Origin of the sequence: Caballeronia sp. Lep1P3 (assembly GCF_022879595.1) — a bacterium.
Classification (GTDB): Bacteria; Pseudomonadota; Gammaproteobacteria; order Burkholderiales; family Burkholderiaceae; genus Caballeronia.
On sequence record NZ_CP084265.1, the window covers coordinates 699,207 to 715,366 of the forward strand.

Consider the following 16,160-nt stretch of genomic DNA (forward strand, 5'->3'; position numbering starts at 1 on the left):
GGCGACGTCGTTATTTGCGCAGTTCGGCGACGAAATCGTAGTAATCGTTGCGGCAGTAGGTATCGGTGAGTTCGATCGCGCGCTGATCGGCCGTATAGCCGACGCGCGTGATAAGCAAAAGCGCGTCGTGCGGCGCGATGCTCATTTGCTCAGCAATCTCCGGACTCGCGTTGACGGCGCGGAAATGCTGGAGCGCGCGGACGATGGAAAGCCCGCGCGTGTCGAGATAGCTGTAGAGGGAATCGCCGATGGCGAGCGGATCGGGAATCAGCGCCGACGGGAAGGTGGAGTTTTCGACGGCCATCACGGTGTCGTCGGCAAGACGCAGGCGCTTGAGGCGCGCGACCGTCGCCGCAGGCGAGAGACCGAGCTGGATGACTTCTTCGCGATTGGCCGGCTCGATGGTGCGCGAGAGCCACTTCGAACTCGGCTTGAAGCCGCGCCGCCGCAGCATTTCCGAGAAGCTCGACAGCCGCGAGAGCGGATCTTCGTAACGCGGCTTGATGAAGCTGCCCGCGCCTTGCTCGCGGCGGATCAGCCCTTGCTCGACGAGAAGCGCGATCGCTTTTCTCGATGTGATCCGCGACACGCCGAGCGCTTCGGAAAGCACGCGCTCGGACGGCAGGGCTTCGCCCGCGTTCCAGCGGTTGTCGTGAATGGCGTTGGCGAGCTTGCGGGCGAGTTGAAGATAGAGCGGAGTGTCGCTGTCCGGGTCCGGGCGCAGATCGCGCCAGCGGTCTTCCGAGGTCGAGTTCATAAATCGGACGCAATGGGGCCAAGCGGCGATTTTAAGACAAACGATGGAACGCGGGCGCGTGAGCTTGCGAACGCTCGGGCATCGCCGGATGGGTGGAACATGCGTGCGCGATGGCGGCGGCGATGCCGCGTTCATCGCGCGAAAGCGGCATCGGCGCGAGCGTCGCCGGAGCGTTCCTGGCGAGTTTCTAGCGGCGAACGATGCGCGATTCAGGCCGTCGCCGGGCCGCCCACGCCGCGTCCGCCACGCACATACAGCGCAACCGACAACGCCACCGCCGCCGCCGCCGCGAGCGCGGCGAAGAGGAACACGGAGCCATAGCCGAACTCGCCCGCGACATAACCCGCGAGCGGCCCGGTCAGACCGAGCGACAAATCGAGGAACACGGAATAAGCCGACAGCGCCGCGCCACGGCTCGCGGGCGGCACGAGACCGACGGCTTCCACGCCGAGCGCCGGAAACACGAGCGCGAAGCCGCAGCCCGTCAACGCGGCGCCGGCCAGCGCGAAGGTCGGTTCGGCGGAGAGCCACAGCATCACGAGACCCGCGCATTCGAGCGCGAACGAGACAATGGCCACGCGAAAACCGCCGTAGGCCTTGATCGTGTTCGCGAACAGGAGCCGCGCGCCGACGAACGTCGTGCCGAACACCGTCAGCGAAAGCGCCGCGTTCGGCCAGTTATGCGCCGCGTAGAAGAGCGTGATGAACGTCGCGATGGAGCCGAAGCCCGCCGAGCCGAGCGCGAGGCCGAAGCCATACGGCAGCACGCGGAAGAACACGCTGCGATACGACATGCGCTCGCCGTGCACGACCGGCACGCTCGCCATGCGCGACGCGAGCCAGTAGCCGATGCCCGCCAGCGCAATGACGATGAACGCGAGCGCGCCGAAGCCGAGCGAATGGTCGACGGCGACGCCGAGCGGCGCGCCGATCGCGAGCGCGCCGTAAGTGGCGATGCCGTTCCACGAAATGACCTTCGCGTTATGCGCCACGCCCACGCGCCCGATGCCCCATGTGATCGACCCGGTGCCGACCCAGCTCTCCCCGAAGCCCAGGACGAGCCGCGCGATGATGAGGAGCACGAGGCTCACCGCGTGCCACTGTGCCGCGAGCGCCGAGCCGAGCAGCAGCACGCCGCTGCCCGCGCAGGCGGCGAGGCCGTAGAGCACCGTTTTCTTCGGACCGAGCGTGTCGGCGGTGCGGCCGGCGAGCGGCCGTGACATGAGCGTCGCGAAGTACTGGACGCTGATCGCCGCGCCCGCCATGACCGAGCCGTAGCCGAGGTCCGTGTGCACGAAGCCCGGCAGCACCGCGAGCGGAATGCCGATGGTCAGGTAGCAGAGGAACGTGTACAGCACCACCGACACGATCCGGAGAGTGACGGCGAAATCGCCTTTCGGCGCGGCAGCGGTGCGGGACTCGGAGGACATAGGGAAAGTGCGGGGTTGAATTCGGCCGGGAGGCGTGATTCTCCCATATGTTGCGGCGCAGCGTCGCCCCTCTTTTGTAACCGGATAGACCAAATCCGTCCTGCGCACGATCGTGCAAACGCGCTGCAAGCCTTGTCGCACAAGGCTCCGACGAGTCATCGCGGAAGGAATATGTCGTTCATGCAATGGCGGCTATGGGTTGCGCATTTTGGTGATGATAGTTTTGGGGCCATTGAGACAATCGGACGATTCCCAAAATTCGGCCGATTGTCGCCCGCCACCGGCTGCGCACCCCGCGCAACCAGCAAGAAGCCACGCACGCCCCCGAGACACGAGTCATGACACAGCCGATCCGCTTCTATCACCGCAACGCGATCCGCGAAGTGAGCGGCGCGTCCACCACGCGCACCGTCCTCCAATATCTGCGCGAAGACGCGCGCTGCACGGGCACGAAGGAAGGCTGCGCCGAAGGCGATTGCGGCGCGTGTACGGTCGTCGTCGGCGAGCCGGACGGCGCGGGCGGCGTCGCGTTCAAGGCGGTCAACGCGTGCGTCCAGTTCCTGCCGACGCTCGATGGCCGCGCGCTCTTCACCGTCGAAGACCTGCGCCAGCCCGACGGCTCGCTGCATCCGGTGCAGCAGGCGCTCGTCGATTGCCACGGCTCGCAATGCGGCTTTTGCACGCCGGGCTTCGCCATGTCGATGTTCGCGCTCTACGAAAAGCACGGCCACGCGAGCACCGGCTGCGCGCACGAGACCACGCATAAAACGGTTCCCTCGCGCGAGGAAATCAGCAACGCGCTGACCGGCAACCTGTGCCGCTGCACGGGGTATCGCCCGATCATCGATGCAGCCGAGCGCATGTTCGATCACGCGCCGCTCGCGCCCCTGAACGCGCAGGCGCTCGCGCGCGCGCTCGACACGCTTTCGCGCGACGACACTTTCCACTACGAACACGCCGGCCGCCAGTTTCACGCGCCGCGAACCATCGAGGCATTGGCGAAGCTCAAGGCGCAGAAGCCCGATGCGCGCATTCTCGCGGGCAGCACGGATGTCGGCTTGTGGGTGACGAAGCAGTTGCGCGATCTCGGCGACATCATCTATGTCGGGCAGATCGAGGCGTTCAAGCGCGTCGAGACGGGCAGCGAGTGGATCGAGATCGGCGCGGGCGTGACCGTCGAGCGCGCGTACGAGGAACTCGCGAAGACGTATCCCGAACTCGAAGAGATGTGGCAGCGCTTCGCGTCGCTGCCGATTCGCAATGCCGGCACGCTCGGCGGCAACGTCGCGAACGGCTCGCCCATCGGCGATTCGATGCCCGGCCTCATCGCACTGAATGCGCGCGTCGTGCTTGCGAGCATCGACGGCACGCGCGAGATGCCGCTCGAAGACCTGTACCTCGCGTATCAGAAGAAGGACATGGCCGCGCACGAGTTCGTCGCCGCCGTGCGCGTGCCGACGCGCGCCGGCAAACGCGCGAATCTGCGCTTTCGCACGTACAAGCTCTCGAAGCGCTTCGACTCCGACATTTCCGCGGTGTGCGCCGCGTTCGCGTTCATCGCGGACGGCGACGTGATTCGCGAGCCGCGCATCGCGTTCGGCGGCATGGCAGCGACGCCCAAACGCGCCGCGCGCGCCGAAGCCGCGCTCGCCGACGCGCAGTGGCACGAAGCCACGGCGCAGGCCGCGATGCGCGCTTTGAGCGACGACTACGCGCCGCTCACCGACATGCGCGCGTCCAGCAGTTATCGACTGGAGACGGCGAAGAGCGTGCTGTATCGCTTCTGGCTGGAGACGCGGCCGCACGATCCTGTTTCGAAGTCGAAGCTGGATGTGCGCGCGATCGAACTCGTCGAAGCGAAGTAAGGAGACAAGAATGAACCAGCAAGCCGAAGCCTTTCTCGCCGAAGCGCAATCCGCCGCCGACGCCGCCGACGCGTTCACGCAAGTCCACGTCTCGCGCCCGCACGAATCCGCGCACCTGCATGTGAGCGGGCGCGCGAGCTATACCGACGACATTCCGCTCGTCGCGGGCACGCTGCACGCCGCGCTCGGCTTGAGCCCGAAGGCGCACGCGAAGATCGTCGCAATGAACTTCGACGCGGTGCGCGCGACGCCGGGCGTGGTCGCCGTGTTCACCGCCGAGGACATTCCCGGCGTCAACGACTGCGGCCCGATCATCCACGACGATCCGGTGCTCGCGCCCGGCGTCGTGCAGTACGTCGGCCAGCCGATGTTTATCGTCGTCGCGACTTCCCACGATACGGCGCGTCTCGCGGCACGCCGCGCGAGCATCGAATTCGAGGACTTGCCCGCCGTGCTGACCGCCGAAGACGCGCGGCGCGCGCAGTCGTATGTGCTCGATCCGCTGAAGCTCGCGCGCGGCGATGCGCGCGGCGCGATGTCGAAGGCCGCGCATCACGCGCGCGGCGCGATGAAGCTCGGCGGTCAGGAGCAGTTCTATCTCGAAGGGCAGATTGCCTACGCGGTGCCGAAGGACGACGACGGCATGCACGTCTACTGCTCGACGCAGCATCCGACGGAAATGCAGCATCTCGTCGCGCATGTGCTGGGCGTGTATTCGCACAACGTGCTCGTAGAATGCCGGCGCATGGGCGGCGGCTTCGGCGGCAAGGAATCGCAGTCGGGGCTCTTTGCGTGCTGCGCGTCGCTCGCGGCGTGGAAGCTCCTCTGCCCGGTGAAACTGCGCCCCGATCGCGACGACGACATGATGATCACCGGCAAGCGCCACGACTTCGTGTACGACTTCGAAGCCGGCTACGACGATGACGGCGTGATCGAAGGCGTCGCCGTCGACATGACTTCGCGTTGCGGTTTCTCCGCCGACTTGTCCGGCCCCGTGATGACGCGCGCCGTCTGCCACTTCGACAACGCGTACTGGCTGCCGCACGTCGCGATCGAAGGCTATTGCGGCAAGACCAACACGCAGTCGAACACCGCGTTTCGCGGCTTCGGCGGACCGCAGGGCGCGTTCGCGATCGAGTACATCATGGACGACATCGCGCGCTCGCTCGGCCGCGATTCGCTCGACGTGCGCTTCGCGAATCTCTATGGCAAAACGGAGAACAACCGCACGCCTTACGGTCAGACGGTCGAGGACAACGTGCTGCAGGAACTCATCGGCGAACTGGCCGCGACGAGCGATTACCGCCGCCGACGCGAAGCCGTGCGCGCGTTCAACGCGAACAACGAGGTTCTGAAGAAGGGGCTTGCGCTCACGCCGGTGAAGTTCGGCATCGCGTTCAACGTGACGCACTTCAATCAGGCCGGAGCGCTCGTGCACATCTATACCGATGGCTCCATCCTCGTGAACCACGGCGGCACCGAAATGGGCCAGGGCCTGAACACGAAGGTCGCGCAGGTCGTCGCGCATGAGCTGGGCATCGACTTCGGCCGCGTGCGCGTGACGGCGACGGATACGAGCAAGGTCGCCAATACCTCGGCGACGGCGGCATCGACGGGAACGGATTTGAACGGCAAGGCCGCGCAGGATGCCGCACGCCAGTTGCGCGAGCGGCTCGCCGCGTTCGCCGCCGAGAAGTTCGGCGCGGGCGCGGTGCCGGCGCAAGACGTGCGCTTTGCGAACGACCGCGTGATCGTCGGCGACGATGCGATTCCGTTCGGCGAAGTCGTCGCGAAGGCGTATCTCGCGCGCGTGCAGTTGTGGTCCGACGGCTTCTACGCGACGCCCAAGCTGCACTGGGATCAGGCGACGATGCAGGGCCGCCCGTTCTTCTACTACTCGTATGGCGCGGCGGTGTCGGAAGTAGTGATCGACACGCTGACCGGCGAGATGCGCGTGCTGCGCGCCGACGCGCTGCACGACGTGGGCGCGTCGCTGAATCCGGCGCTCGACATCGGGCAAGTGGAAGGCGCGTTCGTGCAGGGCATGGGCTGGCTCACGACGGAAGAACTCTGGTGGAACGACAACGGCAAGCTGATGACGCACGCGCCGTCCACGTACAAGATTCCGACCGTCAACGACATGCCCGCCGATTTCCGCGTCTCGCTCTTCAAGAACCGCAACGCAGAGGACAGCATTCATCGCTCGAAAGCGGTCGGCGAGCCGCCGCTCCTGCTGCCGTTCTCGGTGTTCTTCGCGATCCGCGATGCGGTCTCGGCGGTTGGCGATCACGCGATCAATCCGCCGCTCAACGCGCCCGCGACGGCCGAGGAGATTCTGCGCGCGGTCAATGCGGTGAGGAGCGCGCGGTCATGATGCACGTCGTGGTGTTCGGCGCGGGCCACGTCGGCCATGCGCTCGTGAAGGTGCTGGGCATGCTGCCGTGCGTCGTCCAGTGGGTCGATGCGCGCGACGAACTCTTTCCCGACGAAGTGCCGGCGAACGTGCAGATCGAAGCGACGGATGCGCCGGACGCCATCGTCGACGAAGCGCCGGCTGGCGCGTACTTCATCGTGATGACGCACGATCATGCGCTCGACTTCGCGCTCACGCAGCGCATCATGCGGCGCGACGACTTCGCGTATTTCGGGCTGATCGGCTCGAAGACGAAGCGCGTGAAGTTCGAGCGGCGGCTGATCGAGCGCGGGCTGGCGGCCGAGCGGCTCGTCGAGATGACGTGTCCGATCGGGGTGGAAGGGATTGCGGACAAGGCGCCTCATGCCATCGGGCTGGCGGTGGCGGCGGAGGTTTTGAGGGTGAGGGAAGGGCGCGCGAGGCTGGATGCGTCGGACTGGCGCGCGGCTCGGCTGACGGCCTGAAGTTTCGACGGCGGCGCGTCACGCAAGCGAGCTGTTTTGCCGAAACCGCCCCGGCGTCACTCCATAAACCTCCTTGAACCGCTTGCTGAACGCCGCTTCCGACTGATACCCCACGTCCGCCGCCACGTCCGCGATGCTCTTTTTCGTGTGCGTGAGCATGGTGCTCGCGAGCTGCATCCGCATGTGGCTCAGGAGCGCGAACGGCGAACTGTCCGAGTGCGCCGAGAACGCGCGCATGAAGGTCGCGCGCGACATGGCCGCTTCCTTTGCGAGCATGTCGAGCGTCCACGGTTCGGCGGGACGTTCGAGCATCGCGATCACCGATGCCGAGAGCCGCCGGTTCGCGATCAGCCCGAGCACGCCCGAAAGCGATGGCCGCTCGCTCAGCCACGCGCGCAGGATCATCGTGAAGAGCGCCGTCGACAGCGCCGCGACGATCGACGGCGCGCCGGGTTGCGCCTCTTCCGCTTCGCGTCGCATCGCGGCGACGAGCGGTCCCAGATAAGGCGCCGACGCGCGCGTGAACGACACGTGCACCGCGTCGGGCAGCACATCGATGAGCAACGCGCGCGGCGCGTAGGCGAAGCGGCCGCAGAGCAGGTCGAGCGCGGGCAGCGCGCCGCCGCAATTGCTGCGCACCGTGACGGCGCCGTTGTCGTGCGCCTGCATCTCGCTCGCGATTGCTTTCGCGCCCGCGCTGGCGATATCGAGCACATGGGCATCGCCGCGCGGCAGCATCAGGATGTCGCCCGCGTTCAGCGCGAGCGGCGCGCAGCCCTTGCGCGTCACCGTGCAGCTGCCATCGAGCACGACGTGATATACCGCTTCGCCGACAGGTGCGGCCGCGTGATCGAGCTCGAGCGGGCCCGCGAGCAGGCAACGCAAATCGAGCGCGCCCGAGAGCTGTGCGAGCTGAATGAGTCGGTCGAGAGCGTCCATGTCGCGGGCAGGTTATTTCGACATCGCGGCGAAGTCGTCGGCCATCGCCGCTTTCTTGCGCGTGAGCGAAGTCGACACGCTCGATATGAGCCCGCGCAGCCACGCGATATCCGTCGTCTCGTCCGGCTGCGGCTGCGAAAGCTGATAACACTTGATGCGCGGAAACGGCACCGGCGAATCGAGCACCGCGAGCGGCAGCATCGCCGCATAATGCTGCGCGAAGCGGCGCGGCGCGGTGAAGATCAGGTCCGACTGCAACAGCACCTGCGGCACGAGCCCGAAGTACGGAATGGTCGTCACGATGCGGCGGCGCACGCCCGCGCGCGCAAGACCGATGTCGATCGGATGCCGCTTCGCGCCGCTATACGGCGTCGGGGCGAGATGGGCGGCGAGCGCATACCGTTCGACCGTCAGCGGCTCGCGCGCGAGCGGATGATTCGCGCGCATGAGGCACACGAAGACATCGGTGAACAGGTCCTGCCGCTCGAAACGCGGCTCGGGCTTCGTCCAGTTGGCGACCATCAGATCGATCTCGCCTTCGTCGAGCGCGCGTTCGTGATCGCGCATCGGATTGAGCGACTCGATCTCGAGACGCGCGTTCGGCGCGGCATCGCGGAAAGCGGCGACGAGCGTCGGCATGAAGAAATCGTTCAGATAATCGGGCGCGGCGACGCGGAACGTGCGGCGCGAACTCGCGGCGTCGAAATCGCCGTGCGGCGTCGCGACGAACTCGACTTCGCGCAGCGCGCGCTGCGCCGGCGCGAGCAGCGTTTCGCCGTACTCGGTCGGCACCATGCCCTGCTTGCCGCGCACGAGAATGGGATCGTTCAGGATTTCGCGCAGGCGGCGCAATGCGGTGCTGATCGCCGGCTGCGTCTGGTTCAGGCGCTGTGCGGTCTGCGTGACGCTGCGCTCCAGAAGCAGCGTGCGCAGCACGCGGATGAGCCAGATGTCGAGTGAATCGGCGGGTTCGTTCATGGGCTTGGCATGAAACCGGATGACCGGGCGCGATGCCCGGCCCGGCGCGGCGAAACGGTTCGGAGGCGTTGAAAAGGGCGGCGCATGCGCGCGCACCGCCGCCAGCGCAAGTTGAGCGCAAATTAAACGCAAGTTAAACGCAAGTTAAGCGCGTTCCGATTTTTGACGCCATAGCGCATGCCCTATGTGCGGCATACGCGAACACGTTTCGCCGATACCGCGCCTACGCCCCGAGTTCGGCCGCATCGCCGAATTCGGCTCCGGTGCGGCCCATCGGCAGGTTGCTGATGCGCTTCACTTCCGCGGCGTCGAGCCAGTTCGGGGAACGCGCGACGTAGAGCACCATCGGCAGCGTGTCTTCGCCCCAGAAAATCTGATCGTTGACGAGGAAAGTCGGCACGCCGAAGACGCCCATTGCAACGGCGCGGTCGTTGTTCTCGCGCAGCTTCGCCTTCACTGCTTGGTCCTCGATGCGCGCTTCCGCTTCCGGCATGCCGACGTATTCGCACAGCGCGCGAAAGCCTTCGGGCGACGACGGATCGCGCCCTTCGCGCCAGATGAAGCGGAAGATGTCACGCACGCACGCGCTGTCGCCGTTCGCGAGCACGGCGAGGCGCAGCGCCTTGGTCGGATCGAACGGATGCGCGGGCGGCATCCTGAACGGAATGCCGAGCTGCTCCGCGCGAAATAGCGCGTGGCGGTACACGAAGACGCGCTTCGACGGAATGGTCGCCGCGTGCGGCTGCTTCCAGCGCTCGAAGAGCTTGAGCAACTGCACGGGCACGAATTCGAACGGCATGTCGGGCCACTTCTCGTGCTGTTCGAGCAGCAGGTACGAGAACGGCGAGATGAAATCGAAAAAAAAGTACGGTCGACCGTCGCCGGTCGAATGCGGGGCACTCATGTCGTTTCTCCTTGCTTTTGCGCGCCTGGCGCTCGCCTCGTCGTTGGTCGCGGCTTCGTTGCGCTATCCGGCTTTCGCCGGCGTGCATCAGGCGGCACGCGCGTGTCCTGCATCCGGCGCGGCGAACGAGCGCCGCGCGCCTCAACCGGCCGCTTTATCGCGATCGGATCGTTCGATATTACGTGCTGCGCTGCTCCGTGTCTGCACGCGGCGCGGCCGCCCGGCGCGCCGCCGCGTCCGCGCTCGCGCCCGCTTCCGCCGCGAGCCGCTCGCGCACGAAGCCGATGTGCTCGCGCAGCACGTAGAACTGGTCGGCGAACGCGAGCGGCATCTTCATGCGATTCACCGCCGATTCTATTGCGTCGATGCGGTCGAGCAGGGCGTCGCGCTGTGCGATGTCCGGCCCGCTGATCGCTTCCCGCTCGATCGCAATCAGCGCGCCATACCAGCGATAGATGCGCGATTTCACGCGCCATCGGTAAAGCCCCGGCACGAGCCGCAAGGCCGGAATCAGCACGACGACGAGCGGCACCAGCACGACCAGCACGCGATCGGCGAGGCTCGCGATCCAGAACGGCAGGATGCGGTAGAGAAAACTCTTGCCGGACTTGTAATAACGCTCGGCATCGTCGCTGATGCGGAATTCGTGCGCGAGCGGCGCGGGAAACTCGTTCGCCCGCTGCAGCAGGTTCGCGCGGCTGTGCACTTCGCGCGCGGCTTCGATGAGCAGATCCGAAAGCGCCGGATGCAGGCTGTCGCGCGCGACGAGTTCGGCCGTCGGCGCGATGGTGTGGACGGGGCGCGGCGGCACGTTGTTGGCGAGGTCGAACGCGCCCATCGGCAGCTCGATCTCCGTGAGGTAAGGAAAGCGGCGCGCGTAGGCGTCGGCCTGCGCGAAATCCATGAAACGGATGCCCGGCGTGCGGATGAGCTTGGCCATCGTCGGCGGCTGGGCGGAATCGCCGGTGAGGAGCGCGACGTCGATGTCGCCGGCTTCGAGCGCTTTGGCGGCGGCGTCGCCCGCGAGCGGAAGCAGTTGCGTATCGTGCGTATCGTGAATATCGCCGCCCGGCTCGATGCCGTTCGCCTTCAAAAGCGTGAGCGCGAGCGCGCGCGTACCGCTGCCTTCCGCGCCGATGGCGAGCCGCTTGCCCTTGAATTCCGACAGCCGCGACACGACCGGCCCGCGATAGAACACCGCGAGCGGCACATAAGCCACGCTGCCGAGCGATTCGAGCGCGTCGTGCGTCGCGCCCGGCTTCGACATGCCGCCTTGCACGAAAGCGACGTCGACGCCGGAATTCGGGTCGTCGAGACGCGCGAGGTTGTCGAGCGAGCCTTGCGTTTCGAGCACGTTGAGCTTCACGCGATTGCGCGCGAGGATCGTCTTGTACCGCTGCGCGCTGTTCCAGAACGAGCTGCCCTTCGGCCCGGCGGCGATGGTGAGCGTGCTCGGCGGCGCGGGCTGGATCAGCCGGATCGCGAGGTAGAGCGCCGCGATGCTCACGACGAGAATCGGCCCGAACGTGAGCGCCAGGTCGCGCCACGACACGGCCACGAAGCGCGCCACGATTCTCGGCTGCGCGCGGCGTCCGGGCCTCGTCTTCGGGGAGTTGCCTTGGGGTCGAGTCATATCGATAAATGCTTTGCGTCAACGTCGTGCCGAGAGCTTACCCGATGGTTCGGGCGGCTCGTTTCGCCGGCCGGCATGAAGGCGGTGGCGGCCCATATCCGTTTTCGCGCGCGGCCGAGTGTGACGCCCGTGTGGCGGCGTGCAGGCGTCACGCGCGGTGTTGCTAAATGTTTTGCGCTAATGGCCGCGCTGGGCTAAATTGACGTTCGCCGCCGCACGACAAGGATTTCCCGTCCGTCGCCCGCTATTTGGGTTGCATCGGACTTGCGCCGAATATCCTGGCGCAACCAACGCGCGTTCAAGCGCCGTGCGGCAGGACGCCGATACGAGCCGACGGGCTTTCGCCCGATCAACCGGCCGACTTTGTTTCTTCCGCCAGCCTCTCGCAGCACCGCATCAGAGTATCCGCGGCTTGTCCGCTGTCCGCCTCGCCGGCCCGTTCGGGTCGCCGGTCCGCGGGCATCGCAAGCGGCGCCGTCCGCCGTTGCGGGGATGATGCCGTCCGGATCGAAGTGCAAACGAGCGAAGTAGCAACTGTGCGAAGTCAACAAGCGAAACAAAAGGAGAAACCATGAAAGCAGTCGATCTGTTGAAGGCGCTGGGCGTCGTGGTGTGCGTGGCGGTCGCGTCGAGCGCCTACGCCCAGTCGAGCGATGCGGCGGCCACCAACAACGCCGAATCCGCCCCGACCACCAAGGCGCAGCGGTCAGCCACCAAGAAGACCGATCGCAAGCTCAGTTACGACGTGCGCCGCGCGCTGTCGAAAGCGCAGGGCTTCGACGTCTCGAACGTGTTCGTCCGCTCTCGCGGCGGCGCGGTGACGCTGACGGGCACGGTGCCGGAAGGCGCGCAGATCGCCCAGGCCGAGGAAGTGGCGAAGGGCGTGACGGGCGTGAAGTCGGTGTCGAACAAGATCACGCTCAGCCCGCAGAACGGCGGGAAGTAAGCGGCGCGTCGCGGCGAGTTCGCGATACACCCGAACGGGCTCCGGTTTGCACCGGAGCCCGTTTTCGTTTCCGCGAGCGAATAAGGTGAGTCATGGAGGGACACGCCGCGCGCGACGCGCAATACTGCGGAATCGCCGATCGCGCAGCGCGGGCAGCGAATCCGGCGGGCAGGAGGCTCGAAGTCGTATCAGGACGGTGACATCACTCAACCCAGAACGATTGGAACGGATGGCGGAGACAGACAATGAAAAGATTCGCGCTTTTCCACGAAACCCCGCAGGAACATTCGAAGAGAACCGCCCGGGCGATGACGCTCGTCGCATCGGCGATGCTGGCCGCCGCGCTGGCCGGCTGTCACGGCGGCGATGACCACGGCGGCAGCACCGGCGCAGCGAACAACAGCCTGCCGGGCTTCATCTCCGGCTCGGTGAAGACGCAAACCTACGACGGTAACACCGACGATCTCCTGACCGCTGGCCTCGGCAAGACCGGCCTCGCATCGGCGACGCCGCCCGGCATCGCGAACGCGGCCGCGCCCACGGCGGCGGAACTGCGGCGGCTCGCGATCTATTCGAACTACCGCGCGCTCGTCGATATGTCGGCGAACGGCGGTTATGGGCGCTTCTGGGGACCTAACGTCGATCTGAACGGCAACGACACGCTGGGCGAAGGGAAGATCGCGGGCAAGGAATACCTCGCCTATGCCGACGACGGCAGCGGCGCGCAGAACGTGAGCCTGCTCGTGCAGATTCCGGCGAGCTTCAATCCGGATCAGCCTTGCATCGTGACGGCGACATCGTCGGGATCGCGCGGCGTCTACGGCGCGATTTCGGCCGCCGGCGAGTGGGGCCTCAAGCGCGGCTGCGCGGTCGCGTACACGGACAAGGGCAGCGGCAACGGCGCGCACGAACTGTCGACGAATCGCGTGACGCTCATCGACGGCACGCTCGCAAACGCCGATATCGCCGGGAAAGCGGCCATCTTTCGCGCCAACGTGAGCGCGACGGCGCTCGCGCAGTACAACGCGGCGTTCCCGAACCGCTATGCGTTCAAGCACGCGCATTCGCAGCAGAATCCGGAAAAGGACTGGGGCAAGAACACGCTGCAGGCCATTCAGTTCGCGTACTGGGCGCTCAACGATTCGTTCGGCACGCTCAACGGCACGACGCGCACCGTGCGCTACACGAAGGGCAGCGTGACGACGATCGCGGCGTCGGTGAGCAACGGCGGCGGCGCGGCGTTGGCCGCGGCGGAAGAGGACACCGACGGCTGGATTTCGGCCGTCGTCGCGGGCGAGCCGCAGATCAACCTGAACCTGCCCGCGCAGGTCGCGGTGAATCAGGGCGGCGCGCCGGTCGGCTCGTTCGGGCGTCCGCTCGCCGACTACATGACGCTTGCCAATCTGCTGCAGCCGTGCGCGGCGCTGGCTCCTGCCGCAGCGGGCGCGCCGTATCTGACGGCGTTGCCCGTCGCCACCACCACGGCGATTCGCACGCAGCGTTGCGCGGCGCTCGCGGCGAACGGGCTGATCTCGGGCGGCGATCCGGTCTCGCAGGCCAACGATGCGCTCGCGCGGCTGCATCAGGCGGGCTACGAGGCCGACTCCGACACGCTGCACGCGCCGATGTGGGATTCGCAGGCGGTGCCGGCGGTGGCCGTGACCTACGCGAACGCGTACATGAAGGCGAGCGTCGTCGATAACCTCTGCGACTTCAGCTTCGGCACGACGAACGCGGCGACCGGCGCGGCGGGCGTGACGCCGGCCGTATCGCCGATGCTGACCGTGTTCGGAAACGGCAACGGCGTGCCGCCGACCAACGGCATCAACCTCGTGTACAACGCGGGGACGAGCGGTGCGGCGGATCATCGGCTCGCCACGCCCGATGCGGCTTATGCGGGCGCGGCCTGCCTGCGCTCGCTATGGACGAACGCGAACCCGACGATGGTCGCGAGCGTCAACGCGATCCGCGTGAATGCGAACCTGCGCGGCAAGCCGGCGATCATCGTGCAGGGCCGCGCCGATGCGCTCGTGCCGATCAACCATGCGTCGCGGCCTTATCTGGGGGCGAACAAGGTGGCGGAAGGCGGCAAGAGCCAGTTGTCGTTTTACGAAATCGCGAACGGCCAGCATTTCGATGCGTTTCTGAGCGTGGCCGGTTTCGATACGCGGTTCGTGCCGGTGCATTACTACGTGCTTCAGTCGCTCAATCTGATGTGGAGCCATCTGAAGAGCGGCACGCCGCTGCCGCCGTCGCAGGTCGTTCGCACGGTCGCGCGGGGCGGCACGCCGGGCGCTGCGCCCGCGCTGACGACGGCGAATCTGCCGGCGATCGCGGCGAGTCCCGGCGCGAACGCTATTTCCGTCAACGGCGGCGTGGTCAACGTGCCGAATTGACGGCCGACGCCGCGGCGGGCGCGGACGCCGTCGCGGTCGCCGAAGCCGTCGCCGTGGCTGCATCGGCGGCGGCCTGCGCCTGCTGTTTGGCGGCGGCTGCGGCTTCGGGCGTCTGGATCGCCGTCGCTGCGGCGGCGGGCGCCTGAACGACGATCGGCGTCGGCGTCAGTTCCGGCGAACTCACGATGAGCGAGGGCGCGAGCGGCTTGCTCTCGACTTCATCGGATGCGATCGGCGAACTGCGCGGCACCGTGTTCAGGTAGTGGCCCACCAGATTGAAGAAGCGGTCGTAGAACCTCCCGGCCGGCACGGTTTCGCTCGAAATCTTGACCATCGCGTCGCTATTCGAGCGGATCGGCAGCGAAAGGGAGCCGAGCACACTCAAGCCCACGCTCGCGGACGTATCGCTTTTCTTGAGCGCATAGCCGTCCTGCACCGCGTTCACGTAAGCGATGCTCTGATTCGCCGCGTTCTCGCCCGGCGTGCAGACCACATGGAACGAGACGACGACGTGCGTTTCCGCCGACGGCTGGAAGTTCTTGGTCGCGTCGACGTTGTCCGGCTGGGTCATCGTCGTCAGGAAGCCTTGCGACAACAGTGCGCGACGCGCGGCTTCGCAGGTTTCCTTCACGGTGGCGTCGAAATTGTGCGCGTAGGGACTCGCGCCGGAGTTGAAAAGCTCCTGCTGGTAGCTTGGAGTGGTCGCGGCCCGGCCCCCGCATGCAGCGAGCGAGAGAAGACCGAGGGAGACGATGGCGAGGCGCAACGACGAGATGGACATAGGGCGCGGCTAGAACGAAATGTGTGACACGGCAGACACAAATTGTAGTGCCGTCGGACCGGCCGAGGAGAAAGCGGAATCCGAAAACGCCGAAGAATCCGTGGCTTACAGCGAGATGAACGGTTGAAAGGCGCGAACGCCGCCGCTTTTTGGAACGCGAAAAAGCCCGGCACAAGGCCGGGCTGCGCTACGCACTACCGCCGACTGGCGCGTCTTACGGGCGGCTGTAGTCGACCGGGTTGACGTTCTGCGCCGGGCGAGTGGCACGGCCGGATGCCGACGCGCCTTCGCTCACACCGCCGAACGAGGTCGCCGCCACGCCTTGCGACGCATCGAGGCGCGCTTGCGCGGCCTGGATGTTGGCGGGATAGGTCGTGTGGTCGCTGGCGGGGTTGTAGCCTGCGCGCTCGAGCTGCACGAGTTGCGCCTTCACTTCGGCGCGGGTCAGCGCGCCGTTGTCGCTCGCCTGCGCAAGGGCCGGCACAGCAAGGGCGGAAGCGATGACGATGGCGGGAACGATCGACTTGAACATGATGAACCTCCGAATTCCAATTGAGCGAAACGTCGCAGCCGGTAAGGTGTCTGTCGGTTGCTTCGTCGTTGAGAGGCAGTGTAGGCCGGTCGCCACCTAGTAGAAACCCTAATGCGACGAAA

Annotated in this window: 13 protein-coding genes; 5 read left to right on the plus strand and 8 right to left on the minus strand. The window is 66.5% G+C overall.

Going from position 1 to position 16,160, the window contains the following annotated elements; translation table 11 throughout:
• Positions 1-10 precede the first annotated feature (10 nt).
• A complete protein-coding gene (locus tag LDZ27_RS03315; protein WP_244815320.1) occupies positions 11-757 on the minus strand; it encodes a GntR family transcriptional regulator in 747 nt (248 codons plus the stop codon).
• A 209-nt stretch (positions 758-966) separates the two neighbouring features.
• A complete protein-coding gene (locus LDZ27_RS03320) occupies positions 967-2,187 on the minus strand; it encodes an MFS transporter (RefSeq protein ID WP_244815321.1) in 1,221 nt (406 codons plus the stop codon).
• 338 nt (positions 2,188-2,525) lie between these two features.
• Between LDZ27_RS03320 and xdhA the strand changes: the two genes are divergently transcribed.
• The 3 genes from xdhA to xdhC are packed head-to-tail and all read left to right on the plus strand — an operon-like array spanning position 2,526 to position 6,929.
• Positions 2,526-4,052: a xanthine dehydrogenase small subunit gene (gene xdhA / locus LDZ27_RS03325; RefSeq protein ID WP_244815322.1), complete on the plus strand. Its 1,527-nt coding sequence runs from the start codon at positions 2,526-2,528 to the stop codon at positions 4,050-4,052.
• Between the two features lie 10 nt (positions 4,053-4,062).
• Positions 4,063-6,426 (plus strand): xanthine dehydrogenase molybdopterin binding subunit, encoded by a 2,364-nt coding sequence (xdhB, locus tag LDZ27_RS03330; RefSeq protein WP_244815323.1) that lies wholly within the window; start codon positions 4,063-4,065, stop codon positions 6,424-6,426.
• Complete coding sequence (xdhC, locus tag LDZ27_RS03335) at positions 6,423-6,929, plus strand: xanthine dehydrogenase accessory protein XdhC (RefSeq protein WP_244815324.1); 507 nt, start codon at positions 6,423-6,425, stop codon at positions 6,927-6,929. The genes xdhB and xdhC overlap by 4 nt, the downstream gene beginning before the upstream one ends.
• A gap of 18 nt (positions 6,930-6,947) precedes the next feature.
• On the opposite strand, the gene LDZ27_RS03340 is transcribed toward xdhC, so the two are convergent.
• The 4 genes from LDZ27_RS03340 to LDZ27_RS03355 all read right to left on the minus strand — a co-directional run bounded on the left by LDZ27_RS03340 (position 6,948) and on the right by LDZ27_RS03355 (position 11,383).
• Entirely contained in the window at positions 6,948-7,868 is a 921-nt protein-coding gene (locus LDZ27_RS03340; protein ID WP_244815325.1) for an AraC family transcriptional regulator, read from the minus strand.
• 12 nt (positions 7,869-7,880) lie between these two features.
• Positions 7,881-8,846: a LysR family transcriptional regulator gene (locus LDZ27_RS03345; protein ID WP_244815326.1), complete on the minus strand. Its 966-nt coding sequence runs from the start codon at positions 8,844-8,846 to the stop codon at positions 7,881-7,883.
• A 223-nt stretch (positions 8,847-9,069) separates the two neighbouring features.
• A complete protein-coding gene (locus tag LDZ27_RS03350; RefSeq protein WP_244815327.1) occupies positions 9,070-9,750 on the minus strand; it encodes a 2-hydroxychromene-2-carboxylate isomerase in 681 nt (226 codons plus the stop codon).
• Positions 9,751-9,928: 178 nt separating this feature from the next.
• Entirely contained in the window at positions 9,929-11,383 is a 1,455-nt protein-coding gene (locus LDZ27_RS03355; protein ID WP_244815328.1) for a TAXI family TRAP transporter solute-binding subunit, read from the minus strand.
• Between the two features lie 571 nt (positions 11,384-11,954).
• On the opposite strand from LDZ27_RS03355, the gene LDZ27_RS03360 reads away from it, so the two are divergent.
• Entirely contained in the window at positions 11,955-12,329 is a 375-nt protein-coding gene (locus tag LDZ27_RS03360; RefSeq protein ID WP_244815329.1) for a BON domain-containing protein, read from the plus strand.
• A 308-nt stretch (positions 12,330-12,637) separates the two neighbouring features.
• Complete coding sequence (locus tag LDZ27_RS03365; RefSeq protein WP_244816023.1) at positions 12,638-14,725, plus strand: D-(-)-3-hydroxybutyrate oligomer hydrolase; 2,088 nt, start codon at positions 12,638-12,640, stop codon at positions 14,723-14,725.
• Here the strand turns inward: LDZ27_RS03365 and LDZ27_RS03370 are convergent.
• Together LDZ27_RS03370 and LDZ27_RS03375 are read right to left on the minus strand one after the other, a co-directional pair.
• Positions 14,709-15,506 (minus strand): DUF2242 domain-containing protein, encoded by a 798-nt coding sequence (locus LDZ27_RS03370; protein WP_244815330.1) that lies wholly within the window; start codon positions 15,504-15,506, stop codon positions 14,709-14,711. The genes LDZ27_RS03365 and LDZ27_RS03370 overlap by 17 nt on opposite strands.
• A gap of 214 nt (positions 15,507-15,720) precedes the next feature.
• A complete protein-coding gene (locus LDZ27_RS03375; protein ID WP_244815331.1) occupies positions 15,721-16,038 on the minus strand; it encodes a DUF4148 domain-containing protein in 318 nt (105 codons plus the stop codon).
• Positions 16,039-16,160 lie beyond the last annotated feature (122 nt).